We start from the raw sequence: 25,459 nt of genomic DNA, 5'->3' as shown, positions 1-25,459 counted from the left end.
GGTTGCGGCAGGTGGTTTTCCAAAGCGAAGCCAGCCGAAAGCAACTCGGTGAGAAACAAAAGAAGGCCGTCCCAAACCGGGGCGGCCTTTTTCGTTATGTCCACAAAACATTGGTTGCGCACATCCTGGTGTTGCACGCGAATACGCCAAGCTTGCGTTGAGCCGCGCCCCTCGACACAATTGCAGTCAGAATTGTCCAGAAGGGGAGGATGGTGGGATGACCAAGCATGTTGAAATCGGCCGGACTGGGGTCAGGTTGCCGCAAATAGGGTTCGGCTCAACAGGGCTGGGAAGCATTCCACAGATATATGGATACGAAGTAGACGAAAGCCGTGCACTGGATACCATCAGGGCAATTCTACAGCGTCCGGATGGCTTCATTGATACGGCGCGCGGATATGCCTTGGGCCGAAGCGAAGAACGTATCGGGCAAGTCATTCGCGAGCTGGGCGGGTGGCCCGAGGGCCGGGTTCTGTCCACGAAACTGGACCGGGATATGGAGAGCAACAGGTTTGATGCGACACAAGCGCGAAGGTCGCTTGAAGCAAGCCTTGAAGCCCTTGGCGTCGACCAGGTGGATATTCTTCACCTTCATGACCCTGAATACGCCGCAGATCTTTCCGAAGTGACCGGCACGGGCGGCGCGCTTGATGAGCTGTTTCGGATGAAGGAAGAAGGCCTGGCCAAAGCTGTGGGGCTTGCCGGTGGTCGAATTGACGTCCTGATGCCTATGCTACGCGATCGTGAGTTCGACGTCCTTCTGACGCACAACAGGCATACAGTCGTCAACATGAATTCCGCGCCGTTGATTGAACTTGCGCGTTCCAAGGGAGTGACCGTTCTGAATGCGGCGCCTTATTCCGGAGGAATATTGGCCAAGGGAAGTTCTGCTCATCATTTCTACGTCTATCAGCCTGCAACCGAAGCTGTTCTGGGCCCGGTTCGTGCTGTCGAGAGTATCTGTTCCCGCTACGATGTCCCGTTGGGGGCGCTAGCGTTGCAATTCTCGGTCAAAAACGCAGATATAGCTTCGACAATCTGCGGCGCGACATGGCCGCAGCACGTGGACCAGACATTCGAATGGGCCGACTGGTCTATCCCGGATGCGGTCTGGACAGAGCTGGCGGAATTGGGGCAATCCCAAAACGATCCTGAAGCCGGGTAGGGTCTTCAAGATTCAGCGCGGCGGCCTATCACTTGTTGGACAATCCGCATTTGGGGCTTGGTGGCATTTCCCCCTTGCCAAACAGCGCCAACCCCACTAAACCGCGCGAGTTCTCGGTGAGAACGTGAAGGCGGGGTGATTCCCGCCTTTTGGGTTCGATGAGGGTTGGCGATGAGCGCCCGTCCTCCTCTCAACTCCAACGCCTGAAAAAAGGCTGTTAATATGCAAAGCCAAAACATCCGTATTCGGCTGAAGGCATTTGACTATCGCGTCCTGGATGCCAGCACGCAAGAGATCGTCAACACTGCAAAGCGGACCGGCGCGAATGTGCGCGGCCCGATCCCGCTGCCGAACAAGATCGAGAAGTTCACGGTTCTCCGTGGCCCTCACGTTGACAAGAAATCCCGCGATCAGTTCGAGATCCGTACGCACAAGCGTCTCTTGGACATCGTAGATCCGACCCCCCAGACCGTGGACGCGCTGATGAAGCTCGACCTGGCCGCTGGTGTGGACGTCGAGATCAAGCTGCAGTCGTAAGATCGGAGGGTATTGATGATGCGCTCTGGTATTATCGCAAAAAAAGTCGGCATGACCCGCCTGTTCATGGAAGACGGCAAGCAGATCCCTGTAACCGTTCTTCACCTGGACAACCTGCAGGTTGTTGCACAGCGTACCGCTGACAAAGACGGCTACACCGCCGTTCAGCTGGGCGCCGGTGCCGCCAAGGCAAAACGCACCTCGAAGGCCATGCGCGGCCACTTCGCCGCCGCCAAGGTCGAGCCCAAGCGCAAGCTGGCCGAGTTCCGCGTGTCGGAAGACGCGCTGATCGAAGTGGGCGCCGAGATCTCGGCAGATCACTTCCTGGCTGGTCAGAAAGTTGACGTTTCGGGCACCTCGATCGGTAAAGGCTTTGCCGGTGCAATGAAGCGCCACAACTTCGGTGGTCTGCGCGCCTCGCACGGTGTTTCGATCAGCCACCGTTCGCACGGTTCGACCGGTCAGTGTCAGGACCCGGGCAAGGTGTTCAAAGGCAAGAAGATGGCCGGTCACATGGGTGCTGCCCGTGTTACCACCCAGAACCTCGAGGTTGTCAAAACCGACGCCGACCGTGGTCTGGTCTTCATCAAAGGCGCCGTTCCCGGACCGAAATCGGGCTGGGTTACCGTCAAGGACGCCGTCAAGAAGAAAGCACCGGAAGGCCTGCCTTTCCCGGCTGCTGTGAAATCGGCTGTAACCGAAGCACCTGCGGAAGAAGCACCCGCGGAAGGTGGTGAAGCATGAAACTTGATGTAATCAAACTGGACGGCAAGAAGGCCGGCAACATCGAGCTGGATGCGGACCTGTTCGGTCTGGAGCCGCGCGCGGACATCCTGCACCGTGTGGTCCGTTGGCAGCGCAACAACGCGCAGGCCGGCACCCACAAGGTGAAGACCCGCTCGGAAACCAGCTACTCGACCAAGAAGATCTATCGCCAGAAGGGTACCGGTGGCGCACGTCACGGTGACCGCAACGCGCCGATCTTCCGCAAAGGTGGCATCTACAAGGGTCCGACCCCGCGTTCGCACGGCCACGACCTGCCGAAGAAGTTCCGCAAGCTGGGCCTGCGCCACGCACTGTCGGCCAAGGCCAAAGCTGGTGAGCTAGTCGTGATCGAAAGCGCCGAAGCCGAAGGCAAGACCGCCGCACTGGCCAAACAGGTTGCAAACCTGGGCTGGAAGCGCGCTCTGGTCATCGACGGCGCCACCGTGAACGAAGGGTTCGCCCGCGCAGCCCGCAACATCGAAGGTCTGGATATCCTGCCGTCGATGGGCGCAAACGTCTATGACATCCTCAAGCGTGACACCCTGGTGCTCACCAAGGCGGGTGTCGAAGCACTGGAGGCTCGACTGAAATGAGCGCGAAGGCAGAACACTACGACGTGATCCGCAAGCCGATCATCACCGAGAAAACGACCATGGCCTCTGAGAACGGCGCGGTTGTCTTTGAAGTGGCGATCGACAGCAACAAGCCGCAGATCAAAGAGGCCGTCGAGGCGCTGTTTGGTGTGAAGGTCAAAGCGGTGAACACCACCGTGACCAAAGGCAAGGTCAAGCGGTTCCGCGGCCAGCTGGGCAAGCGGAAAGACGTCAAGAAGGCCTATGTGACCCTGGAAGAGGGCAACACCATCGACGTGACCACCGGTCTCTGATCGGACCCGTCTTTGGAAAGAGATAAAGGCCCCCGCGAAAGCGGGGGTTTTTTGTTTCCGCATGCTCTTCACTGGGGCTGTGCCGATATGAATGCTAAGTTAGCGCGACCAGAGCTGCCTACTGACGCGGCTTGATTTTTCTGACAAAATTGGGATTATCTGGTCTCATTGACCATATTGTGTTTTTGAGGTGGGTGTATTGAGTCTCGACGAAGTTTTTGGCGTAGTACTGACGGCAGTGGCTCGTGATCGATCTGAATTGGGAGACCAACAAGTCCCATGTGCACCTGAAGAGTTGAATTCAAGGCCGGAATCCCTAGTTAAGCTGGATGAAAGAAGTGTGCCGGCACTCAAGACTTTGATGTCTCAAGAGGTCACTTGCCTATCCTTGGTCAATTGTGTCTACGCACAGACCCCTATTCTTTGGGCGGTCGATCGCAATGGCGATATTTGGCTCGCGCTAGAAGAAATTGTCACTAAACACTCACGCCGTTATTTGAGGCCGAGAATTCGCGGGCTAAATCCTGGAAAGGACGAAACAAGGCTTGGACATCCTTCTTTGGTGGAAGGAGAGGGGCGAATCGGTGGTGAGCTGGTATATGATTTGGGTTGGGGAATACTACGTCCTGGTTGGAAACTGACGAACTCATCAGGGCGCTTTGGTGCAGGTTTAACACGAAAGTCAACTCATCTTGAGAATGTGCGTGATAGATTCAGCGATTATGGGATAGATGTAGAGCCCATATTTTTGAGGTAGGAAGGGTGAAGGCCATGAAGAGCGAAACGCGGCAAGTTTCAGACTTTTCGTTGACACTACCATCTCAGGTATTAGTGCTAAAGCGGGCTGTCGAGAAAGATACTAAAGCAGCTGATTTAGTTAAGAGAATGGCACTAAAGCACTTTATTGAGAACTATAAGGACATTGATTTTAACGAGCTACGAAACTCTGCGTTTCTTGATGAAATAGCGAGTTGGTTGTCTAAGCTGCACTTCATAGGTGTGGCTGACGAAACCCCAGACGGTTTTGAATTTGAGGTAGTAATCAACAGTCGGCGTTTTAAAGTTAGCTCAACAAGAACGAAGGTAGAGCTAACTTCGGCTAATGATTTGGCTACTGGAAGTATTAACTATGTTTATGAGGGAAGCTGGCCTCATGCCAATAAGGCTACAAATGCACTGCCAGAAGAATTCGAATTGGGTGCTTCAGACATAGCTTACTTGAAAGTATGAGATACAACTTGACCTGAGTAGCTGACTAACGTAACCAGCGGCTGCTTAGCGGCCTCGGATTCGTTCCGGGGCCTCTGATATTTGCAACCGGGGACCTTCGGGGCCCTATAACTTGGGCACCTACGGGGGCCTCTCACATAGCGGGGATTGATCCTCGCGCTTGCTAAACGGAAGACAGAAAGCATGGCACTCAAGTCGTACAAACCGACGACGCCGGGCCAGCGCGGGCTGGTGCTGATCGACCGTTCGGAGCTTTGGAAAGGACGTCCGGTCAAGTCTCTCACCGAGGGTTTGACCAAATCGGGCGGCCGGAACAACACCGGACGGATCACTTCACGCCGCCGTGGCGGTGGCGCAAAGCGTCTCTACCGGATCGTTGACTTCAAACGGAACAAACTGGATGTGGCGGCAACCGTCGAGCGGATCGAATACGACCCGAACCGGACCGCATTCATCGCACTGATCAAATATGACGATGGCGAGCAGGCCTATATCCTGGCGCCGCAGCGTCTGGCGGTTGGCGACAAGGTCATCGCTTCGGCCAAGGCCGACATCAAGCCCGGCAACGCAATGCCGTTCTCGGGCATGCCGATCGGTACCATCGTGCACAACATCGAGATGAAGCCCGGCAAGGGCGGTCAGATCGCACGTGCAGCGGGCACCTACGCCCAGTTCGTCGGCCGTGATGGTGGCTATGCCCAGATCCGTCTGAGCTCGGGCGAGCTGCGCATGGTGCGCCAGGAATGCATGGCCACCGTCGGTGCCGTGTCGAACCCCGACAACAGCAACCAGAACCTCGGCAAAGCCGGTCGTATGCGCCACAAGGGCGTGCGTCCGTCGGTCCGTGGTGTTGCCATGAACCCGATCGATCACCCCCACGGTGGTGGTGAAGGCCGGACCTCGGGTGGCCGTACGCCGGTTACGCCTTGGGGTAAGGACACCAAGGGTAAGCGTACCCGCAACAAGAACAAAGCGTCCCAGAAGCTGATCATCCGCTCGCGGCACGCCAAGAAGAAAGGGCGTTAAGACATGTCTCGCTCTGTTTGGAAGGGTCCTTTCGTCGACGCTTACGTGCTGAAAAAAGCCGAAGCTGCGCGCGAGTCGGGCCGCAACGAAGTCATCAAGATCTGGTCGCGTCGTTCCACCATTCTGCCCCAGTTCGTGGGTCTGACCTTTGGTGTGTACAACGGCCAGAAGCATATCCCGGTAAACGTCTCGGAAGACATGATCGGTCAGAAGTTCGGTGAGTACTCGCCGACCCGGACCTATTATGGCCATGCCGCAGACAAAAAAGCGAAGCGGAAGTAAGTCATGGGCAAGGAAAAGAACCCCCGCCGCGTGGCTGAAAACGAAGCAATGGCAAAAACCCGTATGCTTCGCACCAGCCCGCAGAAACTGAACCTGGTTGCGCAAATGATCCGCGGCAAGAAAGTCGAGAAGGCTCTGACCGACCTGACTTTCTCGAACAAGCGTGTCGCGCAGGACGTAAAAAAGTGCCTGCAGTCCGCAATCGCGAACGCCGAAAACAACCACAACCTGGACGTGGACGAGCTGATCGTCGCCGAAGCATGGGTTGGTAAGAACCTGGTCATGAAGCGCGGCCGTCCGCGTGCCCGTGGCCGTTTCGGCAAGATCATGAAGCCGTTCTCGGAGATCACCATCAAGGTGCGTCAAGTTGAGGAGCAAGCCTAATGGGACATAAAGTCAATCCGATCGGCATGCGCCTTCAGGTCAACCGTACCTGGGACAGCCGTTGGTACGCAGATACCAAGGACTACGGTGATCTTCTGCTGGAAGACCTCAAGATCCGTGAGTTCATCAAGAAAGAGTGCAAGCAAGCCGGCATCGCCCGTGTGATCATCGAACGTCCGCACAAGAAGTGCCGCGTCACGATCCACACCGCGCGTCCCGGTGTCATCATCGGCAAGAAAGGCGCGGACATCGAAGTTCTGCGCAAGAAGATCGCGCAGATGACCGACAGCGAACTGCACCTGAACATCGTCGAAGTGCGCAAGCCGGAACTCGACGCGCAGCTGGTTGCCGAGTCGATCGCTCAGCAGCTGGAGCGCCGCGTTTCGTTCCGCCGCGCGATGAAGCGGTCGGTTCAGAATGCCATGCGCATGGGCGCCCTGGGTATCCGGGTGAACGTCGCTGGTCGTCTGGGCGGCGCCGAAATCGCACGGACCGAATGGTACCGCGAAGGCCGCGTGCCTCTGCACACCCTGCGTGCCGACATCGATTACGCACATGCCGAAGCGATGACCCCCTACGGGATCATCGGGATCAAGGTCTGGATCTTCAAAGGTGAGATCATGGAGCACGATCCGCAGGCACGTGACCGTAAAGCACAGGAACTCCAGGACGGCCCTGCACCTCGTGGTGCTGGTGGCGGTCGTCGCTAAGGAGGGAAAGATATGCTTCAACCAAAGCGTACAAAATTCCGCAAGATGCACAAAGGCCGGATCAAGGGCGAAGCCAAAGGCGGCTCTGATCTGAACTTTGGCACCTACGGTCTGAAGGCCCTGCAGCCCGAGCGCGTCACTGCACGCCAGATCGAAGCTGCGCGTCGTGCCATGACCCGTCACATGAAGCGTCAAGGTCGCGTCTGGATCCGGATCTTCCCGGATACTCCGGTGACCTCGAAGCCTACCGAAGTCCGTATGGGTAAAGGTAAAGGCTCGGTCGACTATTGGGCAGCCAAAGTGAAGCCCGGTCGCGTGATGTTCGAGATCGACGGCGTCAACGATGAAATCGCGCGCGAGGCTTTGCGCCTGGCTGCGATGAAGCTGCCGATCAAGACCCGTGTGGTGGTCCGCGAGGACTGGTAAACCGGTCTTGCCAAGACTTCAGAAAACCCCGCCGAACCGGCGGGGTTTTTTGTTTTTCGGATGGTTTGGGTTAGGCTCAGCTTCAGCTTTTGATACTTCGGAAAAGCCTAGAACAAGGGGGCCTCAAATGGTTTCGACGTCAGAGATTGAAAAGATTGACGACGGCTTCTTTGCCGCACTGAACGCAATGTTCGAGGGTGACGTTGCACCGATGGAGGCGCTGTGGTCGCATGCGGACGATGTCATCTATATGGGCCCGTCACCCGATCTGTTCCACGTTGGGTGGAAAGTCACGGATCAGGATTGGATCGCGCAGGGTCGGGCGCATCTGGGCGGGTCGATCAAAGTGCTGAACCGGCATGTTGTGCTTGGGGATACGCTTGCCACTGTGCATCACGTCGCCGAGGCGTCGGGGCAGGGCGATGGGTCCGGTATCCGGATGCGCGGCACGAATGTCTATCGCCATGAAGGTGGAGCGTGGAAGCTGATCGCGCATCACAGCGACCCGTTGCCCTATATTGACTTGTGACAGCTGCGGCAGTTTTCAAAATTCGAAGAAAGTTCCTCTATCGCGCCTTGGCGTCGAATGGGGTAATGGACGCCCATGGCACAGATTGAATCACTCTTCGTTACCCGTCTCTACCGCGCCGCTCTGTCTGAGTTCGAACCAAGGATCGATCCGGAGGAGTTGGAGAACTCGTGTCTTGTCATCGCTGAGGATGACGAGGCCGGGCAGGAGTGGTGCGAAAAGAACGGCTATCCGGGTTACACCAGCTATGCCTCGTTGACTGATCTGCCCTGGCGGTTCCCTATCTTTCAGGACTTGGTGAAGACTTTGGATCAGCACGTGGCTGCATTCGCAAAAGACCTTGAGTTTGATCTGGATGACCGGGAATTGAAGCTGGAGGATCTTTGGATCAACATCCTGCCCGAGGGTGGAATGCACGCCAGCCACATCCATCCGCACAGTGTGATTTCTGGAACGACCTATGTGTCAATGCCGGAAGGCGCCAGCGCGCTGAAGCTGGAAGACCCCCGCTCGGGCCGCATGATGGCCGCGCCGGTGCGTCGCAAGGGCGCCCGACGCGAATTGCAGCCCTTCATTTATATGAAGCCGAAGGTCGGCGACGTCCTGCTGTGGGAAAGCTGGCTGCGCCACGAGGTGCCGATGAACATGGCCGAGGATGAGAGGATTTCGGTGAGTTTCAACTACAAGTGGGAGTGAGCCTTGAAGGGCGAACTCAACTGCCCGCATTGTGCCGGTTTGATCTGCGCCGATAGGCGACGACGGTCGTCGTCCTGCGAACCGAAATCGATGCGTGACCGAAAGCCCCATTCCGCAGTCGTTCTCTGGCGCCGGTCGGTTCCAGATGCCTATACTTTCCCTGTGAAAAGAAAGGCAGGTCCAGCGCAAGCCCCCTTTTGACCAGCTCCGCGCCGATGTCCTGCCCATTGGGTAGGTATCCAATTCCAACTAACCGGTCGTAGGATGTTTCGCCGTTCAGCTTGACGGTAATCTCCTGACCTTTGCAGATTTCGACCATCGTCCACTTTGCCTTTAGACCCCATGGCATGTCCAGCTCGGGCGCATCAATGCCGGCTAGACGGATCTTTGTCCCACGGACAATGATTGTGTCGCCATCGATCACATAAGCGCGCCCCGTCAGAACGCGGTTGGAGGGAACAACACTCGGCTGTTGTCGCGGGATTGCGCGGTTCGGTGTGGAGGCTTGCGGAGGTTTTTGATGGCCTCTATGACGGGCGACAAAGCGTGGCTTTCTTGATTTTAAAACAACTAGAAGTGCCGCAAACCCAATTAGGACAACCAGTTCCATTTTTTCCACCGTTCCTAAGTCAGCGGGATAAAGATACTTCAAGGGTTTCACGTGTCTTTTGAGTTTCGGCCAAACCCGTTTCCACAGAAGACAACGCGCAAGTGGTCAGGTTCTGACGTGACCCGTTGGTTGCCCGGTTCTGGTTGCAAAACTTCCTCTTGTCACCAACCCACCAAACCCTTATACGGCGGCATCCTGCGGTCTCCCGGCGTTGTCGGGCGATTCGCATGTCTATCATTCATCCACCAGGTCCAAGGTGACCCGTATACGGGGCCTTCTGGTGTTTTGAGCAAAGGAAAAGGCGATGAACGCCCAAGAACTGCGTGAAAAGACCCCGGACCAGCTCCGCGAGGAACTGGCCAACCTGAAGAAAGAAAGCTTCAACCTGCGCTTTCAACAGGCCACCGGTCAGCTGGAAAACACTGCTGGTATCAAAGCGGCCCGCCGCAATGCTGCCCGCGTCAAAACCATTCTGAACGAAAAGGCCGCTGCCGCGGCATCCGAGGAGTAATCAGATGCCCAAGCGTATCCTGCAAGGCACCGTGACCAGCGACGCCAACGAACAGACCATCACCGTTCTGGTCGAGCGCCGTTTCAAGCACCCTCTGCTGCAGAAAACCGTTCGTAAGTCCAAGAAATACCGGGCTCACGACGAAAAGAACGCCTTCAAGGTCGGCGACACCGTACGCATCATCGAATGCGCGCCGAAATCGAAGACGAAACGTTGGGAGGTTCTGGAGGCCTAAGCCTCCGGGACTTTTCCATTTGTCGAAACCCTGGGGGATTTAACAAGACCAGCCCCCACAGGTCGGGAGAAACCACATGATCCAGATGCAGACCAATCTGGATGTCGCTGACAACTCTGGCGCCCGCCGAGTTCAGTGCATCAAGGTCCTGGGTGGTTCCAAGCGTAAATACGCCTCCGTCGGCGACATCATTGTCGTCTCGGTGAAGGAAGCCATCCCGCGCGGCCGCGTGAAGAAAGGTGACGTCCGCAAGGCCGTCGTCGTGCGCACCGCCAAAGAAGTCCGTCGCGAAGATGGCACCGCGATCCGCTTCGATCGCAACGCCGCCGTCATCCTGAACAACAACAACGAGCCCGTCGGTACCCGTATCTTCGGCCCCGTTGTTCGTGAACTGCGCGCGAAGAACTTCATGAAGATCATCTCGCTGGCTCCGGAGGTGCTGTAATCATGGCTGCTAAACTCCGCAAAGGCGACAAGGTCGTCGTGCTGGCCGGCAAGGACAAGGGCAAAGAGGGGACTATCACCTCGGTCGACCCCAAAGCCGGCAAAGCTGTCGTTGATGGCGTCAACATCGCCATCCGCCACACCCGCCAGTCGCAAACGTCGCAAGGTGGCCGCCTGCCCAAGGCTCTGCCGATCGACCTGTCGAACCTGGCCCTGCTGGACAAGAACGGCAAGGCAACCCGCGTCGGCTTCCGCATGGAAGGTGACAAGAAGGTTCGTTACGCCAAGACCACGGGGGACGTGATCGATGCTTGATGCTGCAACCTACACCCCGCGTCTGAAAGCTCAGTACGCTGAAACCATCCGCGCCGCTCTGAAAGAAGAGTTCGGCTACAAGAACGATATGCAGATCCCCAAGCTGGAGAAGATCGTTCTGAACATCGGCTGTGGTGCCGAGGCGGTGAAGGACTCGAAGAAGGCGAAAGCCGCGGTCGAGGATCTGACGGCGATCGCCGGTCAGAAGGCCGTTTCGACCAAGGCGAAGAAGTCGATCGCGGGTTTCCGCGTCCGTGAAGACATGCCGCTGGGCGCCAAGGTGACCCTGCGCGGCGACCGGATGTACGAATTCCTGGACCGTCTGATCACCATCGCGATGCCTCGCGTACGTGACTTCCGCGGTGTGAAACCGTCCTTCGATGGCCGTGGCAACTTTGCCATGGGCATGAAAGAGCACATCGTGTTCCCGGAAATCGACTTCGACAAGGTCGACGAGGTCTGGGGCATGGACATCGTAATTGCCACCACAGCGAAAACCGACGCTGAAGCAAAGGCACTGTTGAAAGCTTTCAACATGCCGTTCAACGCGTAAGCGCCGGGAGGATTGAGACATGGCTAAAAAAGCAATGATCGAACGCGAGAAGAAGCGCGCACGCCTGGTGGCACAGTATGCCGAAAAGCGTGCGGCTCTGAAAGAGATCGCGAATGACGAGAGCAAGCCGATGGAAGAGCGCTTCAAGGCGCGTCTGAAACTGGCGAAACTGCCGCGCAACAGCTCGGCTACCCGTCTGCACAACCGTTGTCAGCTGACCGGTCGTCCCCACGCTTACTACCGTAAGCTGAAGGTCAGCCGTATCGCGCTGCGCGAGCTGGGTTCTGCTGGTCAGATCCCCGGCATGGTGAAATCGAGCTGGTAAGGGAGAGACAGATATGAACGATCCTATCGGCGATATGCTCACCCGCATCCGCAACGCGCAAATGCGCGGCAAGTCCACCGTGATCACTCCGGCGTCGAAACTGCGCGCTTGGGTTCTGGACGTGCTGGCGGACGAAGGCTATATCCGCGGCTATGAAAAGACGACCGGTGAAAACGGTCATCCGGCTCTGGAAATCAGCCTGAAATACTACGAAGGCACCCCTGTCATTCGCGAACTGAAGCGGGTCTCGAAGCCCGGCCGTCGCGTATACATGGGCGTCAATGACATCCCGCAGGTTCGTCAGGGCCTGGGCGTGTCGATTGTCAGCACTCCGAAAGGTGTGATGTCGGACGCAAACGCTCGCTCCAACAACGTTGGCGGCGAAGTGCTCTGCACCGTCTTCTAAGGAGGTCTGCAATGTCTCGTATTGGTAAGAAACCGGTCGAGCTGCCCAGCGGCGTTACCGCCTCTGTGTCGGGTCAGACCATCGAAGTCAAAGGTCCGAAAGGCACCCGCAGCTTCACCGCAACCGATGACGTCACTCTGACGGTCGAAGACAACGTGGTCAAAATCGACCCGCGTGGTTCGTCCAAGCGTGCGCGTCAGCAGTGGGGCATGAGCCGCACCATGGTCGCCAACCTGGTGACCGGTGTGACCGAAGGCTTCAAGAAGGAACTGGAAATCCAGGGTGTGGGTTACCGCGCTCAGATGCAGGGCAACACCCTGAAGCTGAACCTGGGCTACAGCCACGATGTTGATTTCGTTGCTCCGGAAGGTGTCACCATCACCGCGCCGAAGCAGACAGAGATCGTTGTGGAAGGCATCGACCAGCAGCTGGTGGGCGAAACCGCGGCGAAAATCCGCGAGTGGCGCCGTCCCGAGCCGTACAAAGGCAAGGGCATCCGCTACAAGGGCGAGTTCATCTTCCGCAAGGAAGGCAAGAAGAAGTAAGGACGAACACAATGGCAAACAGCAAAAGAACCCTGTTTCTGAAGCGCCGCCTGCGCGTTCGGAACAAACTTCGCAAGGTCAACGCGGGTCGTCCGCGTCTGTCCGTACACCGTTCGAACAAGAACATCTCCGTTCAGCTGATCGACGACGTACGTGGCGTGACCCTGGCCTCGGCCTCGACCCTGGAAAAGGATCTGGGTGTTGTTGGCAAGAACAACGTCGAAGCGGCCACCAAAGTGGGCGCAGCCATCGCCGAGCGGGCCAAGAAGGCCGGCGTCGAAGAGGCTTATTTCGATCGTGGCGGCTTCCTGTTCCACGGCAAGGTGAAGGCAGTTGCCGACGCCGCGCGTGAAGGCGGCCTGAAAATCTAAGACCTGTGGGCGGGTTTCGATCCGCCCCGATGATCCGGGGGCCTCGGCGTCAGTCGAGGCTCACTTGGATTGAAGAAAACGGCGCCAAGCGCCACATGAGAAAAGGGATGCCAAATGGCAGAACGTGAAAACCGTCGGGGCCGTGGCCGCGACCGTGAAGAAGCACCGGAATTTGCCGATCGTCTGGTCGCAATCAACCGCGTGTCGAAAACCGTAAAAGGTGGTAAGCGCTTTGGCTTCGCCGCTCTGGTGGTTGTTGGCGATCAGAAAGGCCGCGTGGGCTTTGGCAAAGGTAAAGCGAAAGAAGTACCTGAAGCCATCCGCAAGGCGACCGAGCAAGCCAAGCGTCAGATGATCCGCGTGCAGCTGCGCGAAGGGCGGACTCTGCACCACGACATCGAGGGCCGTCACGGCGCCGGTAAAGTGGTCATGCGCACCGCACCGGAAGGTACCGGTATCATCGCCGGTGGTCCGATGCGTGCCGTGTTCGAAATGCTGGGCGTCAAGGACGTTGTGTCCAAGTCGCTGGGCTCGCAGAACCCGTACAACATGATCCGCGCCACCATCGACGGCCTGAAAAAAGAACAGAGCCCGCGTTCGGTTGCCGCGCGTCGTGGCAAGAAAGTCGCAGATATCCTGCCCAAGCGGGATGAAGCACCGGCTGAAGCCGAAGCGTAAGGAGAGCGAGCAATGGCAAAAACCATCGTCGTCAAGCAGATCGGTTCCCCGATCCGTCGCCCCGCCGAACAGCGCGCAACCCTGATCGGTCTGGGCCTGAACAAGATGCACAAGACCCGCGAATTGGAAGACACTCCGTCGATCCGCGGCATGGTCAACAAGATCCCGCATCTGGTTGAGATCATCGAAGAGCGCGGCTGAGCGCCAGCTTCGAAAGCCCAATGAACGCCTCCGATCTGATCGGGGGCGTTTTCATTTCTGGCCGTCGCCTGCGCGGAATGTCGGAAGACCGCCTTTTGCGGTGAGCTAGGCCAAGGCCCGGCCAGGAACTCGCAGGTAGACACCTTTTTGCCCTCTGTCCTGACCTTTAAATTCAAAACATAGCCAAACGGCTAACTTTTTCTTGACGCGGGCGGTGCGTTGAAATACTTAGCCTTATGGCTAACAAACTCGATACATTTTTTTCTGCGCTGGCCGATCCGACCCGGCGTGCCGTAATCGAACGGCTGATCATTGGCCCAGCGGCCGTGTCAGAGCTGCACGAAGCGCACGACATGGCGTTGCCATCGTTTCTGAAGCATCTGGGCAAGCTGGAAACCGCTGGAATGATCCGTTCGGAGAAGATCGGTCGGGTTCGCATGTTGCATATCGAAGCCGCCCCGATCGCCGAGGCGGAAGGTTGGTTGAAACAACAACGTCACCTCTGGGAAGGCCGGCTGGATCGCCTGTCCGCACTTGCCGAGCAAATTGAAAAGGAATCCGATGATGGCTGATTACGAAACTTTGATCCTGGAACGCGAGATTGCCTGCGCTCCTGACCGGCTGTTTCAGGTGTTGACCGACCGCGAGTTGCGCCAGAAATGGGCCGCACCAGACGATGAAAGCGTAGTTTTGATCGATGTGTTCGACTGTCGACCCGGAGGCCGTGAGGAAACGCGGTGTGGACCGAAAGAAGCGCCCGAGTTCAATACGACCAGCCTGTTCCACGTGGTCTCGTCGGAATTTCTTTCATTGACCGAAACACTGGTCATTCAGGGTGAGTTGGTCTCGGTCTCGCTGTGCGGACACGAAATCATGCCGAATGGCCGTGGCAGTACGCTGCGCGTCACGTTGCAGATCACAAGCCTGGCCGGGCCAGAACTGTTTCAGGACTACAAAGGTGGCTGGTCTGCTGCTTTGGACAACCTGTCCCGGCTTGCGGCCGGTAGCGGTCACTCCTGATTTGCGCCGCTATGCCAAAAATGCATAGCGGCCAGTCCAAAACCATCGTTGTTAGCGATAACTGAAGTCCCTATCTCAACCCTGTCCAAGACAGGAACCAAGTAAGTGACATCGGGGAATACGCCCCGACATTCGAAAGGAAATGAGATAATGGCACACACAGCGACCCTGACACATGGCGGCTTCAACCTGACCGCCCGTATCGCAAACCTGATCGAGCGCGTGAAAGAAAACCGCGCCCGGGCCAGCGAATACACCCGCACGTATACCGAGTTGCAGCGTCTGAGCGACCGCGAGTTGAACGACATCGGCATCCGCCGGTGCGACATCGCCGACATCGCCCGCGAGCACGCCTACTGCTCGTAAGATACGGGACGACAACATATGAAGCAGAGGCGCCCAAGTGGCGCCTCTTTTGTGTTTACGGATCCCACACGGGCAGGAAAATAGTTGCTACCACAACTGCGACGTTGCGCGGCGCCGGGAATTGGGTCACTCCAATGCAGGCAAGCCGTCAAGGCATGAACACATTGGGCAGAGAGGGCAGAACATGGCACGGGACTTCCAGATTGCAATGCTGTGGGTCGAGGGGCCGCTCAGCTTTTTGGAACTGCTGTGCATCCAGTCTTACTTGGATATGGGCCACAGCGTGCGGCTTTATACCTATAGCAATGTGACGAACATCCCCGAGGGTGTCGAGCACCGTGATGCCCGCGAGATCCTGCCGGATTCCGAATTTATCACTCATGAGCGTACCAATAGCCCCGCGCCGCATTCCGACAAGTTCCGCTACCGGATGCTGGCTCAGGAGCCCGACCTGATCTGGGCCGACACCGATGCCTATTGCCTGAAACCCTATTCAACGGCGAATGGTCATTACTATGGGTATCTCGAGGGTGAGGTGGCGATTGGGGTTCCGGGCCTGCCGCAGGACAGTGAAACTCTGGCCAAGCTGATCGAGTACACGAATGATCCCTACCTTATTCCTCCTTGGTTACCGCCGCGCCACCGCCGACCGCTGGAAGAGGCGCGGGACGCCGGGAACCCGACCAACGTTCCCGAGGTGTTGTGGGGCGTGTGGGGGCCAAAGGCATTCACCTGGGCGCTGAAGGAAACAGGCGAGATAAAATACGCCCTGCCAGAGCATGTTTTTTACCCGATCAACTTTTCGCGGCGCCGGGCCCTTGCCCGGCCGAACGAAAATCTTGACCGGTTTTTTCACGAGGATACCGTCTCGATCCATCTATACGGGCGCCGGATGCGGGCGATCATGCGCAAGAACCACGGTGGAATACCACATCCCGACAGCCTGGTCGGGCGACTTGTGGCCAAACATGGAATTGTGCCCCAAGATGCGCCCATTGCTGGCCGCGACGACTGAGCCGCTGCTGCCGGGCAATCAAAACTTGCAACTCGGGGCGCGAGGCTGTACTGCGCTCCGGTGGCGTGTTTGCCACGAGAATCAAAACCAAGAAATGCCGTGTTTGGCCCATCACGCTTCGGGGTCATATCCGGCTTAGGAGAAGCGACATGAAACTGCACGAATTGCGCGACAATCCCGGCGCCGTCAAGAAACGCACCCGCGTTGGCCGTGGTCCCGGCTCTGGCAAGGGTAAAATGGGTGGCCGCGGTATCAAAGGCCAGAAATCTCGTTCGGGTGTGGCCATCAACGGCTACGAAGGCGGCCAGATGCCGCTGTATCAGCGCCTGCCCAAGCGCGGCTTCAACAAGCCGAACCGCAAAGAATTTGCCGTCATCAACCTGGGCCTGATCCAGAAATTCGTCGACGCCGGCAAACTGGACGTTAAATCGGCCATCACCGAGGACGCACTGGTCGCCTCGGGTCTGGTGCGCCGCAAGCTGGACGGTATCCGCGTTCTGGCCAAAGGCGAAATCAGCGCCAAGCTGAACCTGGAAGTGACCGGCGCCTCGAAAGCGGCGATCGAAGCCGTGGAAAAAGCGGGCGGCTCACTGAAGGTCACAAAAGCCGCTGCGGCAGAGTAAGCGCTTGTGAGCGGGCGCCGACCCGCTTACATAGACCTCAGAGTTTTCCAAGACGCCGCCCGAGCCGGAAAACGGTTCCGGGCGGCGTTTTCATAAGAGAGACCGATTTATGGTATCAGCAGCAGAACAAATGGCAGCCAACACAAGCTGGGCTGCTCTGGGCAAGGCCACCGATCTGCGCAACCGCATCCTGTTCACGCTGGGTTTGCTGATCGTCTATCGTCTGGGCACCTTCATTCCGGTGCCGGGGATCGACGGTCAGGCGCTGCGCGAGTTCATGGAACAAGCGGGGCAGGGCATCGGTGGGATGGTTTCGATGTTCACCGGCGGGGCGCTGGGGCGGATGGGTATCTTTGCCCTCGGCATCATGCCCTATATTTCGGCATCGATCATCGTACAGCTGCTGACCTCGATGGTGCCCGCGCTCGAACAGCTCAAGAAAGAGGGCGAGCAGGGCCGCAAGAAGATCAACCAGTACACCCGTTTCGGCACCGTGGCGCTGGCCACCGTGCAGGCCTATGGCCTTGCGGTTTCGCTGGAATCGGGCGATTTGGCCACCGATCCGGGCCTGTATTTCCGCCTGTCCACGATGATCACGCTGGTCGGCGGCACCATGTTCCTGATGTGGCTGGGTGAACAGATCACCGCGCGCGGTATCGGCAACGGCATCTCGCTGATCATCTTCGTCGGCATCATCGCCGAGGTTCCGGCCGCACTGGCCCAGTTCCTGGCCTCGGGCCGTTCGGGCGCGATCAGCCCTGCCGTGATCGTCGGCGTGATCGTGATGGTGATCGCCGTTATCACCTTCGTGGTGTTCATGGAGCGCGCGCTCCGCAAGATCCACATCCAGTACCCGCGCCGCAATGTCGGCATGAAGGTCTACGAGGGCGGCTCGAGCCACCTGCCGGTCAAAGTCAACCCGGCCGGCGTTATTCCGGCGATCTTCGCCAGCTCGCTGCTGCTGCTGCCGGTCACGATCTCGACCTTCTCGTCGGGCGCTGCAAACGGGCCGATCATGTCGTGGCTGCTGGCAAATTTCGGACCGGGACAGCCGCTGTACCTGCTGTTCTTCGCTTCGATGATCGTGTTCTTTGCCTATTTCTACACGTTCAACGTGTCGTTCAAGCCGGATGACGTGGCGGACAACCTGAAAAAGCAGAACGGCTTTGTGCCCGGCATTCGCCCTGGCAAAAAGACCGCCGAATATCTGGAATACGTCGTCAACCGCGTGCTGGTGCTGGGTTCGGCCTATCTTGCGGCGGTCTGCCTGCTGCCTGAAATTCTGCGCGGCCAGTTCGCCATTCCGTTCTATTTCGGCGGCACCTCGGTTCTGATCATCGTCTCTGTGACCATGGACACGATCCAACAGGTTCAGAGCCACCTGTTGGCGCATCAATACGAAGGGCTGATCGAAAAGTCCCAGTTGCGCGGTAAAGGCAAGAAACGCGGCAGGAAGGGACCCGCTCGTCGATGAATATCATTCTTCTGGGCCCCCCGGGGGCAGGCAAGGGTACGCAGGCACGTCACCTGGTTGAAACGCGGGGCATGATCCAGCTCAGCACCGGTGACATGCTGCGCGAGGCCCGCAGCTCGGGAACCGAGATGGGCAAGAAGGTGGCCGCGATCATGGACGCGGGCAAGCTTGTCACCGACGAGATCGTGATTGGCCTGATCGAAGAGAAACTGACCACCGAAAAGGGCGCAGGCTTCATCTTCGACGGCTTTCCGCGCACCTTGGCCCAGGCTGACGCCTTGTCGGCCCTTCTGACCAAGCTGGGCCAGTCGCTGCACACCGTGATCGAAATGCGCGTGGATGACGAGGCTCTGGTTGAACGGATCACTGCTCGGTCGACTTGTGGCGGTTGCGGCGAGGTCTACAATGACAAGACCAAACCGATCCCGGCCGATGGCAAATGTACCAATTGCGGCAAGGAAAACGATTTCGTCCGTCGTGCCGACGACAACGAGGAAAGCCTGCGCACCCGGCTTATGGAGTATTACAAGAAGACATCGCCATTGATTGGCTATTACTATGCCAAGGGCGATCTTCGACCGGTGAACGGGCTGGCGGACATCAAGGAAGTCCGGGCCTCGATCGCAGCCATACTGGGTTAAGCTTGCAAAGGGCTTGACGCCAAGCGCAAAAGCCCATATCGACCCCCATCCCTTTGGGGAATCAATCGCGCACGCGGGATTCGTTCCGCATGTATAGACCACCTCGAATAATGCTGAACCCTCTGGCCACACTGCCACGGTTAGGCGTTGTGAAAAAAGGTTCTGGAACTACGGAACCGCAACGAAAGGAAAGTGACACGTGGCACGTATTGCCGGCGTAAACATCCCGACTGCAAAGCGGGTACCAATCGCCCTCACATATATCACCGGTATCGGCAACACCTCGGCCAAAGCGATCTGCGAAGCCGTTGGCATCGACACGACCCGTCGCGTCAATGAACTGTCGGATGCCGAAGTTCTGGCCATCCGCGAATACATCGACGCCAACTTCACCGTCGAAGGTGACCTGCGTCGCGAAGTTCAGATGAACATCAAGCGTCTGATGGACCTGGGCTGCTATCGCGGTCTGCGTCACCGCCGCAACCTGCCGGTTCGCGGTCAGCGTACCCACACCAACGCTCGTACCCGCAAAGGCCCCGCAAAGGCCATTGCTGGTAAGAAGAAATAAGGGAGGGTCTGACTGATGGCACGTGACAAGACTCGCGTTAAGCGCAAAGAGCGTAAGAACATCGCATCGGGCGTCGCCCATGTGAATTCGACCTTCAACAACACCAAGATCCTGATCTCGGACGTGCAGGGCAACGCCATTTCGTGGTCGTCGGCCGGTACCATGGGCTTCAAGGGATCGCGGAAATCGACCCCCTACGCCGCTCAGATGGCTGCAGAAGACGCAGGCAAGAAGGCGCAGGAACATGGCGTCAAGACGCTGGAAGTCGAAGTTCAGGGCCCCGGTTCGGGTCGTGAATCGGCTCTGCGTGCGCTGGCTGCCGTGGGCTTCAATATCACGTCGATCCGCGACGTGACCCCGATTGCCCACAATGGCTGCCGCCCGCCGAAGCGCCGCCGCGTCTAACCGATCGAATTACCAGGCTGGGGCCGTGTTTTTACACGGCCCCGGTTCGCCGTTTTGAAACCTCGGGCGTCTGCACCTGATTGGTCATGGGGCGCAGACAGGAATGGAGGGATTACATGATCCACAAGAATTGGGCAGAATTGATCAAGCCGACCCAGCTGGAAGGTAAGCCGGGCAACGATCCCGCGCGGCAGGCAACCCTGGTTGCGGAGCCGCTTGAGCGTGGCTTTGGTCTGACCCTGGGCAACGCACTGCGCCGTGTTCTGATGAGCTCGCTGCAAGGCGCGGCCATCACCAGCGTCCAGATCGACAACGTCCTGCACGAGTTCAGCTCGGTCGCAGGCGTTCGTGAAGACGTCACCGACATCATCCTGAACCTCAAGCAGGTCGCTCTGCGCATGGAAGTCGAAGGGCCCAAGCGCCTGTCGATCAATGCCAAAGGCCCCGCAGTTGTCACCGCCGGTGATATCAGCGAAAGCGCCGGCATCGAGGTTCTGAACCGTGATCACGTCATCTGCCACCTGGACGATGGCGCCGAGCTGTTCATGGAACTGACCGTCAACACCGGCAAAGGCTATGTCTCGGCCGAGAAGAACAAGCCCGAAGATGCGCCCATCGGCCTGATCCCGATCGACGCGATCTACTCGCCGGTCAAGAAAGTCGCCTATGACGTTCAGCCGACCCGTGAAGGCCAGGTTCTGGACTATGACAAGCTGACCATGAAGATCGAAACCGACGGCTCGATCACGCCCGAGGACGCGCTGGCCTTCGCCGCCCGCATCCTGCAGGATCAGCTGTCGATCTTCGTCAACTTCGACGAACCGGAATCGGCCGGTCGCCAGGACGAGGACGATGGTCTGGAGTTCAACCCGCTGCTGCTGAAGAAAGTGGACGAGCTGGAACTGTCGGTCCGTTCGGCGAACTGCCTGAAGAACGACAACATCGTCTATATCGGCGATCTGATCCAGAAGACCGAAGCCGAGATGCTGCGCACCCCGAACTTCGGCCGCAAGTCGCTGAACGAGATCAAAGAAGTGTTGTCCGGCATGGGTCTGCACCTCGGCATGGATGTCGAGGATTGGCCGCCCGACAACATCGAAGATCTGGCCAAGAAATTCGAAGACGCGTTCTAAACGCGTCTTCGCCAATGCCCGGGCTGCCGGGGACCGTATGGGCATTTCCGCCCCAAGGAGAGCCGGTGACACGCATCGCCGGCCAGACAAAGCAAAACGCGAAAGAAGGAATTGAAAAATGCGTCACGCACGTGGTTACCGCCGCCTGAACCGTACTCATGAGCACCGCAAGGCCCTGTTCTCGAACATGGCCGGCTCGCTGATCGAGCACGAACAGATCAAGACGACCCTGCCCAAGGCAAAAGAACTGCGCCCGATCGTTGAAAAACTGATCACCCTGGGCAAGCGCGGCGACCTGCACGCCCGCCGTCAGGCCGCAGCTCAGCTGAAGGAAGACAAGGACGTCGCCAAGCTGTTCGAGGTTCTGGGCCCGCGCTACAAGGACCGTCAGGGCGGCTATGTCCGTATCCTGAAAGCTGGCTTCCGCTATGGCGACATGGCTCCGATGGCGATCATCGAATTCGTTGATCGTGACATCGACGCCAAAGGCGCAGCCGACAAGGCCCGCGTCGCCGCTGAAGAAGTGGACGTTGACGAAGAATAAGAACCGGCTGCATTGCCGTTTCATGGCCCCTGTCCGGATATCCCGGTCAGGGGCTTTTTCTTATGGATCGCCACGCTTGCGGCGGACATGGCAGCGGCAAGGTTTCGCGTGCTCTATTGCATTCGCGTGCCGACCTCCGCATATCTTCGGCGGATGATGAACGGAGCTGTCATGATACGCACGATCCTGGCCGTATGCCTGATGACACTGGCCACCCATGCCGGTGCCGAGACACGGGTTCCTCAGTCACAGGTCGAGATTTCCATGGGTTTTGCCCCGGTGGTCAAAAAGGCTGCCCCGGCGGTGGTGAACATCTATGCCAAGATCGTCCGGCCTGGGCGCAGCAGCCCGATTTTCACGGATCCGTTCTTTCGCGACTTTTTCGGCGGTGGGTTCGGTGCACCGCGGCCGCGGGTGCAAAACTCGCTGGGGTCGGGCGTCATCCTGACCGAGGACGGCTATGTCGTCTCGAACTATCACGTTGTCGGCACCGCGACCGAGATCCGGGTCGTGACCACGGATCGTCGCGAGTTCCAGGCCGAGGTCGTTCTGGGCGACGAGGAAAGCGACATTGCCATCCTGCGCCTGCAGGACGCGCAGGGACTGCCGTTTCTGCGTCTGCGGGATTCTGACCATGTCGAGGTGGGGGAACTGGCTCTGGCCATCGGCAATCCGTTCGGCGTCGGGCAGACCGTGTCGTCTGGCATCATCTCGGGGTTGGCGCGGTCTGGCACCGCCACCGGCAATGCACGGGGCTATTTCATCCAGACAGACGCGCCCATCAACCCGGGCAATTCCGGTGGCGCCCTGATCGACGTGAATGGTGACCTGATCGGCATCAACACCTCGATCCTGACGCGGTCGGGTGGGTCCAATGGGATTGGCTTCGCCATTCCGGCCAATCTGGTCGCAGAGTTTCTGCGGCAGGCCCAGGAAGGAAACGAAGGTTTCGTCAGCCCTTGGGCGGGTATGGCCGGACAGACCATGAGCGCGGACATCGCCGAATCCCTTGGGCTTTCGCTGCCGCAGGGCGTTGTGATCTCGGACCTCCATCCGCTCAGCCCGTTGGCCGAGGCCGGGTTGCGGGTTGGCGATATTGTGACCCACGTGGATGGCGAGGAGGTGAATTCTCCGGCTGAGATGAAGTTCCGCATGTCTGTGGCGGGTGTTGGTGGGACATCCGTTCTGACCCGGCTCCGCGGCAGCGAGCGCGCTGAGGTCGCCGTCGATCTGGTCCCCGCGCCCGAGACGCCTCCGGCCGAGGAAACCACTCTGGACGATCGCACGGTTCTTCCGGGAATGACGGTTGCGCGCATCAACCCGGCAATGATTGCCAAGATGGGTCTGCTGCTGTCGCAGACCGGTGTGGTCGTGGTCGACCCCGGCCCCTATGGCGCGCGGGCCGGGTTGCGGCCCGGTGATGTCATCAATGCCGTGAACGGGCGAAAGGCTGAACGCCCGCGTGACGTCGTTAGGGCGCTGCGCGATCCGGGGCGGCGTGTGCAGATCGACCTGGTGCGCGGTGGCAAACCCGTGTCGTTGCGGTTCAGGCTGTGACCGCATGAGTGACCTGTTCGATACCGAAGACCAGGCCTCGGAACCGGCCCCGAACCGCCCGCTGGCCGACCGGCTGCGGCCCCAGGCGCTGTCCGAGGTGATCGGGCAGCGACAGGTTCTGGGCCCCGAGGCGCCGCTGGGGGTGATGCTGGCGTCGGGCAGCCTTTCCAGCCTGATCTTCTGGGGGCCACCGGGGGTGGGAAAAACCACGATCGCGCGGCTGCTGGCCAAGGAAACCGACCTTCATTTCGAACAGATCAGCGCGATCTTCACTGGTGTTCCCGACCTCAAGAAGGTGTTCGAGGCTGCCAAGTTGCGGCGGCGAAACGGCCGGGGGACGCTGTTGTTCGTGGACGAGATCCATCGCTTCAACAAGGCCCAGCAGGACGGGTTCCTGCCGCATATGGAGGACGGGACGATCCTTCTGGTGGGGGCGACCACCGAAAACCCCTCGTTCGAGTTGAACGCCGCCGTGCTCAGCCGCGCGCAGGTGCTGGTGCTGGAACGGCTGGATCTGGCCGATCTGGAACGCCTGACACAGCGTGCCGAAAAAGAGCTGGGCAAGGCGCTGCCCCTGACGCCCGCGGCGCGGGACGCGCTGCAGGAAATGGCGGATGGAGACGGCCGGGCGCTGTTGAACCTGATCGAACAGATCGCGGCCTGGTCGGTGGACGCGCCGCTGGACCCCGACGCGCTGGCCAAGCGCCTGATGCGCCGCGCCGCGAAATACGACAAATCGGGGGACGAGCACTACAACCTGATCTCGGCGCTGCACAAATCGGTGCGCGGGTCCGACCCGGATGCGGCGCTGTACTGGTTCGCCCGGATGCTGACCGGGGGCGAAGATCCGCGGTACCTGGCCCGCCGCATCACCCGGATGGCGGTCGAGGATATCGGCTTGGCCGATCCGCAGGCCCAGTCGATCTGCCTGCATGCGTGGGAAGTTTACGAGCGGCTCGGGTCGCCCGAGGGTGAGTTGGCGCTGGCGCAGGCGGTCGTGTATCTGGCGCTGGCGCCCAAATCCAACGGGGCCTATGTGGGCTACAAGGCGGCGATGCGTCTGGCCAAACAGTCGGGCAGCGAGCCGCCGCCCAAACACATCCTGAATGCGCCGACCGGGTTGATGAAGGATCAGGGCTACGGCGCGGGCTATGCCTATGACCACGATGCCGAGGACGGGTTCTCGGGGCAGAACTACTTTCCCGAGACCATGAAGCGCCCGGTCCTGTACCAGCCGGTCGAACGCGGGTTCGAGCGCGAGTTGAAAAAGCGTCTGGACTACTTTTCGAAACTGCGCAGTCAACGCAACGGGTCGTGACGCAAGGTCAGATCAGTCCGTGCCGTCGCGTTTTGCGCGACACCTAAGGCCCGGCCAGGTTTCCCTAGGGTTACATGCCGCCAGGGAGGAGCGCAGATGACCGTTTCCATCGACAAGACAGACGACGTGTGGACCATCATCCACGATCGGCCCCAGGCCAGAAACGCCGTGGATGCCGAACACGCGGCAGCCTTGGCCGAGGCCTTCATCGCCTTCGAGGACAGCGCGGCCAAAGCCGCCGTGTTCTGGGGCAAAGGCGGTAATTTCTGCGCGGGCTGGGACCTCAAGATGGCAGCCACGCTGTCCGACCCGGACCTGCGTGAGCCGTATTTCGACAAGCACGCCTTTCCGGTCGGGGCGGCGCCGTCGTTGCTGGGGCCGATGGGTCCATCGCGGCTGGAATTGTCAAAGCCGGTCATCGGCGCGATCGAGGGTGCCGCAGTGGCCGGCGGCATGGAACTGGCCCTGTGGTGCGACATCCGGGTGATGGCCGAGGACGCCTATATGGGCGTCTATTGCCGCCGCTGGGGGATCACGCTTATGGATGGCGGTTCGGTGCGGCTGCCGCGGCTGGTCGGGCAGGGCAAGGCGCTCGAGATCGCGCTGACAGGGCGCAAGGTCAAGGCTGACGAGTGCGAACGGATCGGACTTGCCGAGAAAATCGTGCCGCAGGGTGAAACCCGAATGGCGGCTGAAGCGATGGCGCAAGAGATTGCCCGGTTCCCGCAGGAGGCCGTCCGCGCCGACCGCCGCTCGATCATCGAAACCCGGGGGATGCCGATGCACGAGGCGTTGAAGGTCGAATGGGCCAACGGGCTGGACGCCATCCGCCGCGAGGGCACATCCGGCGCGGCTCGGTTCCGCGATGGGGCCGGGCGGCACGGGGATTTCACTGATATCTGAGCGGCCTTGGCCCCCGAACCCGTCAGCCTGCTTGACTCTTGCCTTGCGGCGCGCGACAGACG

The 25,459-nt window shown here is 59.0% G+C and carries 40 protein-coding genes; 39 read left to right on the top strand and 1 reads right to left on the bottom strand.

The annotated features are described in order from the left end of the window. The first annotated feature begins 217 nt into the window (after window positions 1-217). The 14 genes from ACR0DA_RS18380 to ACR0DA_RS18315 all read left to right on the top strand — a co-directional run bounded on the left by ACR0DA_RS18380 (window position 218) and on the right by ACR0DA_RS18315 (window position 8,636). Window positions 218-1,165, top strand: a complete 948-nt coding sequence (locus ACR0DA_RS18380) for an aldo/keto reductase (protein ID WP_480755192.1) — start codon at window positions 218-220, stop codon at window positions 1,163-1,165. A 222-nt stretch (window positions 1,166-1,387) separates the two neighbouring features. Next, window positions 1,388-1,702: a 30S ribosomal protein S10 gene (gene rpsJ, locus ACR0DA_RS18375; protein WP_008756422.1), complete on the top strand. Its 315-nt coding sequence runs from the start codon at window positions 1,388-1,390 to the stop codon at window positions 1,700-1,702. A gap of 18 nt (window positions 1,703-1,720) precedes the next feature. Then, on the top strand, window positions 1,721-2,446 hold the full coding sequence (gene rplC / locus ACR0DA_RS18370) for a 50S ribosomal protein L3 (RefSeq protein WP_480755190.1): 726 nt from the start codon (window positions 1,721-1,723) through the stop codon (window positions 2,444-2,446). Further along, window positions 2,443-3,060, top strand: a complete 618-nt coding sequence (gene rplD / locus ACR0DA_RS18365) for a 50S ribosomal protein L4 (protein WP_170342972.1) — start codon at window positions 2,443-2,445, stop codon at window positions 3,058-3,060. The genes rplC and rplD overlap by 4 nt, the downstream gene beginning before the upstream one ends. After that, window positions 3,057-3,353 (top strand): 50S ribosomal protein L23, encoded by a 297-nt coding sequence (locus ACR0DA_RS18360; protein WP_093965341.1) that lies wholly within the window; start codon window positions 3,057-3,059, stop codon window positions 3,351-3,353. The genes rplD and ACR0DA_RS18360 overlap by 4 nt, the downstream gene beginning before the upstream one ends. Window positions 3,354-3,552: 199 nt before the next feature. After that, window positions 3,553-4,110 (top strand): hypothetical protein, encoded by a 558-nt coding sequence (locus tag ACR0DA_RS18355; protein WP_480755188.1) that lies wholly within the window; start codon window positions 3,553-3,555, stop codon window positions 4,108-4,110. 14 nt (window positions 4,111-4,124) lie between these two features. Continuing rightward, complete coding sequence (locus ACR0DA_RS18350; RefSeq protein ID WP_170601365.1) at window positions 4,125-4,583, top strand: hypothetical protein; 459 nt, start codon at window positions 4,125-4,127, stop codon at window positions 4,581-4,583. Window positions 4,584-4,766: 183 nt separating this feature from the next. After that, window positions 4,767-5,609: a 50S ribosomal protein L2 gene (rplB, locus tag ACR0DA_RS18345; RefSeq protein ID WP_093965344.1), complete on the top strand. Its 843-nt coding sequence runs from the start codon at window positions 4,767-4,769 to the stop codon at window positions 5,607-5,609. A 3-nt stretch (window positions 5,610-5,612) separates the two neighbouring features. Beyond that, the gene (gene rpsS / locus ACR0DA_RS18340) at window positions 5,613-5,891 is read left to right on the top strand and encodes a 30S ribosomal protein S19 (RefSeq protein ID WP_005980699.1); all 279 of its coding nucleotides are present in this window, start codon (window positions 5,613-5,615) and stop codon (window positions 5,889-5,891) included. 3 nt (window positions 5,892-5,894) lie between these two features. Further along, on the top strand, window positions 5,895-6,275 hold the full coding sequence (gene rplV, locus ACR0DA_RS18335; protein WP_039538267.1) for a 50S ribosomal protein L22: 381 nt from the start codon (window positions 5,895-5,897) through the stop codon (window positions 6,273-6,275). Next, complete coding sequence (rpsC, locus tag ACR0DA_RS18330; RefSeq protein ID WP_093965346.1) at window positions 6,275-6,985, top strand: 30S ribosomal protein S3; 711 nt, start codon at window positions 6,275-6,277, stop codon at window positions 6,983-6,985. The genes rplV and rpsC overlap by 1 nt, the downstream gene beginning before the upstream one ends. A gap of 12 nt (window positions 6,986-6,997) precedes the next feature. After that, window positions 6,998-7,411: a 50S ribosomal protein L16 gene (gene rplP, locus ACR0DA_RS18325; RefSeq protein WP_005980704.1), complete on the top strand. Its 414-nt coding sequence runs from the start codon at window positions 6,998-7,000 to the stop codon at window positions 7,409-7,411. A 127-nt stretch (window positions 7,412-7,538) separates the two neighbouring features. Next, window positions 7,539-7,940, top strand: a complete 402-nt coding sequence (locus ACR0DA_RS18320; protein WP_170372869.1) for a YybH family protein — start codon at window positions 7,539-7,541, stop codon at window positions 7,938-7,940. A 75-nt stretch (window positions 7,941-8,015) separates the two neighbouring features. Next, window positions 8,016-8,636, top strand: coding sequence for a 2OG-Fe(II) oxygenase family protein (locus ACR0DA_RS18315; RefSeq protein WP_170372868.1), 621 nt, complete (start codon window positions 8,016-8,018; stop codon window positions 8,634-8,636). A 16-nt stretch (window positions 8,637-8,652) separates the two neighbouring features. On the opposite strand, the gene ACR0DA_RS18310 is transcribed toward ACR0DA_RS18315, so the two are convergent. After that, window positions 8,653-9,288 (bottom strand): thermonuclease family protein, encoded by a 636-nt coding sequence (locus ACR0DA_RS18310; protein ID WP_480755185.1) that lies wholly within the window; start codon window positions 9,286-9,288, stop codon window positions 8,653-8,655. 262 nt (window positions 9,289-9,550) lie between these two features. Between ACR0DA_RS18310 and rpmC the strand changes: the two genes are divergently transcribed. The 25 genes from rpmC to ACR0DA_RS18185 all read left to right on the top strand — a co-directional run bounded on the left by rpmC (window position 9,551) and on the right by ACR0DA_RS18185 (window position 25,397). Continuing rightward, the gene (gene rpmC / locus ACR0DA_RS18305; RefSeq protein WP_093965352.1) at window positions 9,551-9,757 is read left to right on the top strand and encodes a 50S ribosomal protein L29; all 207 of its coding nucleotides are present in this window, start codon (window positions 9,551-9,553) and stop codon (window positions 9,755-9,757) included. Window positions 9,758-9,761: 4 nt separating this feature from the next. Then, window positions 9,762-9,992, top strand: coding sequence for a 30S ribosomal protein S17 (rpsQ, locus tag ACR0DA_RS18300; RefSeq protein WP_170342963.1), 231 nt, complete (start codon window positions 9,762-9,764; stop codon window positions 9,990-9,992). A gap of 76 nt (window positions 9,993-10,068) precedes the next feature. Continuing rightward, window positions 10,069-10,437 (top strand): 50S ribosomal protein L14, encoded by a 369-nt coding sequence (gene rplN / locus ACR0DA_RS18295; protein WP_005621870.1) that lies wholly within the window; start codon window positions 10,069-10,071, stop codon window positions 10,435-10,437. A 2-nt stretch (window positions 10,438-10,439) separates the two neighbouring features. Further along, complete coding sequence (gene rplX, locus ACR0DA_RS18290) at window positions 10,440-10,751, top strand: 50S ribosomal protein L24 (protein ID WP_093965356.1); 312 nt, start codon at window positions 10,440-10,442, stop codon at window positions 10,749-10,751. Further along, window positions 10,744-11,304 carry a 50S ribosomal protein L5 gene (rplE, locus tag ACR0DA_RS18285; RefSeq protein WP_093965358.1) on the top strand — a complete coding sequence of 187 codons (561 nt, stop codon included), beginning with the start codon at window positions 10,744-10,746 and terminating at the stop codon, window positions 11,302-11,304. Before rplX ends, rplE begins: the two co-directional genes overlap by 8 nt. Before the next feature lie 19 nt (window positions 11,305-11,323). Further along, window positions 11,324-11,629: a 30S ribosomal protein S14 gene (rpsN, locus tag ACR0DA_RS18280; protein ID WP_093965360.1), complete on the top strand. Its 306-nt coding sequence runs from the start codon at window positions 11,324-11,326 to the stop codon at window positions 11,627-11,629. A gap of 13 nt (window positions 11,630-11,642) precedes the next feature. Continuing rightward, on the top strand, window positions 11,643-12,035 hold the full coding sequence (gene rpsH, locus ACR0DA_RS18275; RefSeq protein WP_093965361.1) for a 30S ribosomal protein S8: 393 nt from the start codon (window positions 11,643-11,645) through the stop codon (window positions 12,033-12,035). A gap of 11 nt (window positions 12,036-12,046) precedes the next feature. Next, window positions 12,047-12,580 carry a 50S ribosomal protein L6 gene (gene rplF, locus ACR0DA_RS18270; RefSeq protein WP_093965363.1) on the top strand — a complete coding sequence of 178 codons (534 nt, stop codon included), beginning with the start codon at window positions 12,047-12,049 and terminating at the stop codon, window positions 12,578-12,580. An 11-nt stretch (window positions 12,581-12,591) separates the two neighbouring features. Continuing rightward, complete coding sequence (gene rplR, locus ACR0DA_RS18265) at window positions 12,592-12,951, top strand: 50S ribosomal protein L18 (protein ID WP_010437103.1); 360 nt, start codon at window positions 12,592-12,594, stop codon at window positions 12,949-12,951. Between the two features lie 114 nt (window positions 12,952-13,065). Then, window positions 13,066-13,629: a 30S ribosomal protein S5 gene (gene rpsE, locus ACR0DA_RS18260; RefSeq protein ID WP_093965365.1), complete on the top strand. Its 564-nt coding sequence runs from the start codon at window positions 13,066-13,068 to the stop codon at window positions 13,627-13,629. A gap of 12 nt (window positions 13,630-13,641) precedes the next feature. Next, a complete protein-coding gene (gene rpmD, locus ACR0DA_RS18255; RefSeq protein ID WP_093965366.1) occupies window positions 13,642-13,830 on the top strand; it encodes a 50S ribosomal protein L30 in 189 nt (62 codons plus the stop codon). A 236-nt stretch (window positions 13,831-14,066) separates the two neighbouring features. Then, window positions 14,067-14,402, top strand: a complete 336-nt coding sequence (locus ACR0DA_RS18250) for an ArsR/SmtB family transcription factor (protein ID WP_170408104.1) — start codon at window positions 14,067-14,069, stop codon at window positions 14,400-14,402. Continuing rightward, entirely contained in the window at window positions 14,395-14,850 is a 456-nt protein-coding gene (locus ACR0DA_RS18245) for an SRPBCC domain-containing protein (RefSeq protein WP_480755183.1), read from the top strand. Before ACR0DA_RS18250 ends, ACR0DA_RS18245 begins: the two co-directional genes overlap by 8 nt. A gap of 150 nt (window positions 14,851-15,000) precedes the next feature. After that, the gene (locus tag ACR0DA_RS18240) at window positions 15,001-15,216 is read left to right on the top strand and encodes a DUF1127 domain-containing protein (protein ID WP_170343462.1); all 216 of its coding nucleotides are present in this window, start codon (window positions 15,001-15,003) and stop codon (window positions 15,214-15,216) included. Between the two features lie 184 nt (window positions 15,217-15,400). Beyond that, window positions 15,401-16,231, top strand: coding sequence for a hypothetical protein (locus tag ACR0DA_RS18235; protein WP_480755181.1), 831 nt, complete (start codon window positions 15,401-15,403; stop codon window positions 16,229-16,231). A 149-nt stretch (window positions 16,232-16,380) separates the two neighbouring features. Continuing rightward, on the top strand, window positions 16,381-16,854 hold the full coding sequence (rplO, locus tag ACR0DA_RS18230) for a 50S ribosomal protein L15 (protein ID WP_170342955.1): 474 nt from the start codon (window positions 16,381-16,383) through the stop codon (window positions 16,852-16,854). A gap of 109 nt (window positions 16,855-16,963) precedes the next feature. Further along, the gene (gene secY, locus ACR0DA_RS18225) at window positions 16,964-18,328 is read left to right on the top strand and encodes a preprotein translocase subunit SecY (RefSeq protein WP_093965375.1); all 1,365 of its coding nucleotides are present in this window, start codon (window positions 16,964-16,966) and stop codon (window positions 18,326-18,328) included. Further along, window positions 18,325-18,969, top strand: coding sequence for an adenylate kinase (locus tag ACR0DA_RS18220; RefSeq protein WP_093965377.1), 645 nt, complete (start codon window positions 18,325-18,327; stop codon window positions 18,967-18,969). The genes secY and ACR0DA_RS18220 overlap by 4 nt, the downstream gene beginning before the upstream one ends. Window positions 18,970-19,168: 199 nt before the next feature. Continuing rightward, window positions 19,169-19,537 (top strand): 30S ribosomal protein S13, encoded by a 369-nt coding sequence (gene rpsM / locus ACR0DA_RS18215; protein ID WP_093965378.1) that lies wholly within the window; start codon window positions 19,169-19,171, stop codon window positions 19,535-19,537. Between the two features lie 15 nt (window positions 19,538-19,552). Continuing rightward, the gene (gene rpsK / locus ACR0DA_RS18210; protein ID WP_008757289.1) at window positions 19,553-19,942 is read left to right on the top strand and encodes a 30S ribosomal protein S11; all 390 of its coding nucleotides are present in this window, start codon (window positions 19,553-19,555) and stop codon (window positions 19,940-19,942) included. A 116-nt stretch (window positions 19,943-20,058) separates the two neighbouring features. Then, window positions 20,059-21,075: a DNA-directed RNA polymerase subunit alpha gene (locus ACR0DA_RS18205; protein ID WP_170342951.1), complete on the top strand. Its 1,017-nt coding sequence runs from the start codon at window positions 20,059-20,061 to the stop codon at window positions 21,073-21,075. 118 nt (window positions 21,076-21,193) lie between these two features. Then, window positions 21,194-21,619: a 50S ribosomal protein L17 gene (gene rplQ / locus ACR0DA_RS18200; RefSeq protein ID WP_093965383.1), complete on the top strand. Its 426-nt coding sequence runs from the start codon at window positions 21,194-21,196 to the stop codon at window positions 21,617-21,619. Window positions 21,620-21,790: 171 nt separating this feature from the next. Continuing rightward, window positions 21,791-23,176, top strand: coding sequence for a trypsin-like peptidase domain-containing protein (locus ACR0DA_RS18195; protein WP_170368008.1), 1,386 nt, complete (start codon window positions 21,791-21,793; stop codon window positions 23,174-23,176). 4 nt (window positions 23,177-23,180) lie between these two features. Then, complete coding sequence (locus ACR0DA_RS18190) at window positions 23,181-24,494, top strand: replication-associated recombination protein A (protein ID WP_170436541.1); 1,314 nt, start codon at window positions 23,181-23,183, stop codon at window positions 24,492-24,494. 96 nt (window positions 24,495-24,590) lie between these two features. Then, window positions 24,591-25,397, top strand: a complete 807-nt coding sequence (locus tag ACR0DA_RS18185; RefSeq protein WP_480755178.1) for a crotonase/enoyl-CoA hydratase family protein — start codon at window positions 24,591-24,593, stop codon at window positions 25,395-25,397. Window positions 25,398-25,459 lie beyond the last annotated feature (62 nt).

The organism is Ruegeria sp. CI8 (assembly GCF_056536865.1).
The sequence above is the reverse complement of the archived record's forward strand: the minus strand, read 5'-3'. Positions and strand labels throughout refer to the sequence as shown.

Coding starts and splice junctions, on each gene's coding strand:
- rplD (WP_170342972.1), top strand. CDS start 2,443: ATGAAACTTGATGTAATCAAACTGGACGGCAAGAAGGCCGGCAACATC.
- rplO (WP_170342955.1), top strand. CDS start 16,381: ATGAAACTGCACGAATTGCGCGACAATCCCGGCGCCGTCAAGAAACGC.
- rplR (WP_010437103.1), top strand. CDS start 12,592: ATGGCAAACAGCAAAAGAACCCTGTTTCTGAAGCGCCGCCTGCGCGTT.
- rplN (WP_005621870.1), top strand. CDS start 10,069: ATGATCCAGATGCAGACCAATCTGGATGTCGCTGACAACTCTGGCGCC.
- rpsE (WP_093965365.1), top strand. CDS start 13,066: ATGGCAGAACGTGAAAACCGTCGGGGCCGTGGCCGCGACCGTGAAGAA.
- rplP (WP_005980704.1), top strand. CDS start 6,998: ATGCTTCAACCAAAGCGTACAAAATTCCGCAAGATGCACAAAGGCCGG.
- ACR0DA_RS18235 (WP_480755181.1), top strand. CDS start 15,401: ATGGCACGGGACTTCCAGATTGCAATGCTGTGGGTCGAGGGGCCGCTC.
- rpmD (WP_093965366.1), top strand. CDS start 13,642: ATGGCAAAAACCATCGTCGTCAAGCAGATCGGTTCCCCGATCCGTCGC.
- ACR0DA_RS18190 (WP_170436541.1), top strand. CDS start 23,181: ATGAGTGACCTGTTCGATACCGAAGACCAGGCCTCGGAACCGGCCCCG.
- ACR0DA_RS18250 (WP_170408104.1), top strand. CDS start 14,067: ATGGCTAACAAACTCGATACATTTTTTTCTGCGCTGGCCGATCCGACC.
- rplB (WP_093965344.1), top strand. CDS start 4,767: ATGGCACTCAAGTCGTACAAACCGACGACGCCGGGCCAGCGCGGGCTG.
- rpsS (WP_005980699.1), top strand. CDS start 5,613: ATGTCTCGCTCTGTTTGGAAGGGTCCTTTCGTCGACGCTTACGTGCTG.
- rplE (WP_093965358.1), top strand. CDS start 10,744: ATGCTTGATGCTGCAACCTACACCCCGCGTCTGAAAGCTCAGTACGCT.
- rplX (WP_093965356.1), top strand. CDS start 10,440: ATGGCTGCTAAACTCCGCAAAGGCGACAAGGTCGTCGTGCTGGCCGGC.
- ACR0DA_RS18350 (WP_170601365.1), top strand. CDS start 4,125: ATGAAGAGCGAAACGCGGCAAGTTTCAGACTTTTCGTTGACACTACCA.
- ACR0DA_RS18315 (WP_170372868.1), top strand. CDS start 8,016: ATGGCACAGATTGAATCACTCTTCGTTACCCGTCTCTACCGCGCCGCT.
- ACR0DA_RS18195 (WP_170368008.1), top strand. CDS start 21,791: ATGATACGCACGATCCTGGCCGTATGCCTGATGACACTGGCCACCCAT.
- ACR0DA_RS18245 (WP_480755183.1), top strand. CDS start 14,395: ATGGCTGATTACGAAACTTTGATCCTGGAACGCGAGATTGCCTGCGCT.
- rplF (WP_093965363.1), top strand. CDS start 12,047: ATGTCTCGTATTGGTAAGAAACCGGTCGAGCTGCCCAGCGGCGTTACC.
- rpsJ (WP_008756422.1), top strand. CDS start 1,388: ATGCAAAGCCAAAACATCCGTATTCGGCTGAAGGCATTTGACTATCGC.
- rpsN (WP_093965360.1), top strand. CDS start 11,324: ATGGCTAAAAAAGCAATGATCGAACGCGAGAAGAAGCGCGCACGCCTG.
- rplV (WP_039538267.1), top strand. CDS start 5,895: ATGGGCAAGGAAAAGAACCCCCGCCGCGTGGCTGAAAACGAAGCAATG.
- rplQ (WP_093965383.1), top strand. CDS start 21,194: ATGCGTCACGCACGTGGTTACCGCCGCCTGAACCGTACTCATGAGCAC.
- ACR0DA_RS18240 (WP_170343462.1), top strand. CDS start 15,001: ATGGCACACACAGCGACCCTGACACATGGCGGCTTCAACCTGACCGCC.
- ACR0DA_RS18205 (WP_170342951.1), top strand. CDS start 20,059: ATGATCCACAAGAATTGGGCAGAATTGATCAAGCCGACCCAGCTGGAA.
- rpmC (WP_093965352.1), top strand. CDS start 9,551: ATGAACGCCCAAGAACTGCGTGAAAAGACCCCGGACCAGCTCCGCGAG.
- rpsK (WP_008757289.1), top strand. CDS start 19,553: ATGGCACGTGACAAGACTCGCGTTAAGCGCAAAGAGCGTAAGAACATC.
- rpsH (WP_093965361.1), top strand. CDS start 11,643: ATGAACGATCCTATCGGCGATATGCTCACCCGCATCCGCAACGCGCAA.
- rpsC (WP_093965346.1), top strand. CDS start 6,275: ATGGGACATAAAGTCAATCCGATCGGCATGCGCCTTCAGGTCAACCGT.
- ACR0DA_RS18360 (WP_093965341.1), top strand. CDS start 3,057: ATGAGCGCGAAGGCAGAACACTACGACGTGATCCGCAAGCCGATCATC.
- ACR0DA_RS18185 (WP_480755178.1), top strand. CDS start 24,591: ATGACCGTTTCCATCGACAAGACAGACGACGTGTGGACCATCATCCAC.
- ACR0DA_RS18220 (WP_093965377.1), top strand. CDS start 18,325: ATGAATATCATTCTTCTGGGCCCCCCGGGGGCAGGCAAGGGTACGCAG.
- ACR0DA_RS18380 (WP_480755192.1), top strand. CDS start 218: ATGACCAAGCATGTTGAAATCGGCCGGACTGGGGTCAGGTTGCCGCAA.
- ACR0DA_RS18320 (WP_170372869.1), top strand. CDS start 7,539: ATGGTTTCGACGTCAGAGATTGAAAAGATTGACGACGGCTTCTTTGCC.
- rplC (WP_480755190.1), top strand. CDS start 1,721: ATGCGCTCTGGTATTATCGCAAAAAAAGTCGGCATGACCCGCCTGTTC.
- secY (WP_093965375.1), top strand. CDS start 16,964: ATGGTATCAGCAGCAGAACAAATGGCAGCCAACACAAGCTGGGCTGCT.
- rpsQ (WP_170342963.1), top strand. CDS start 9,762: ATGCCCAAGCGTATCCTGCAAGGCACCGTGACCAGCGACGCCAACGAA.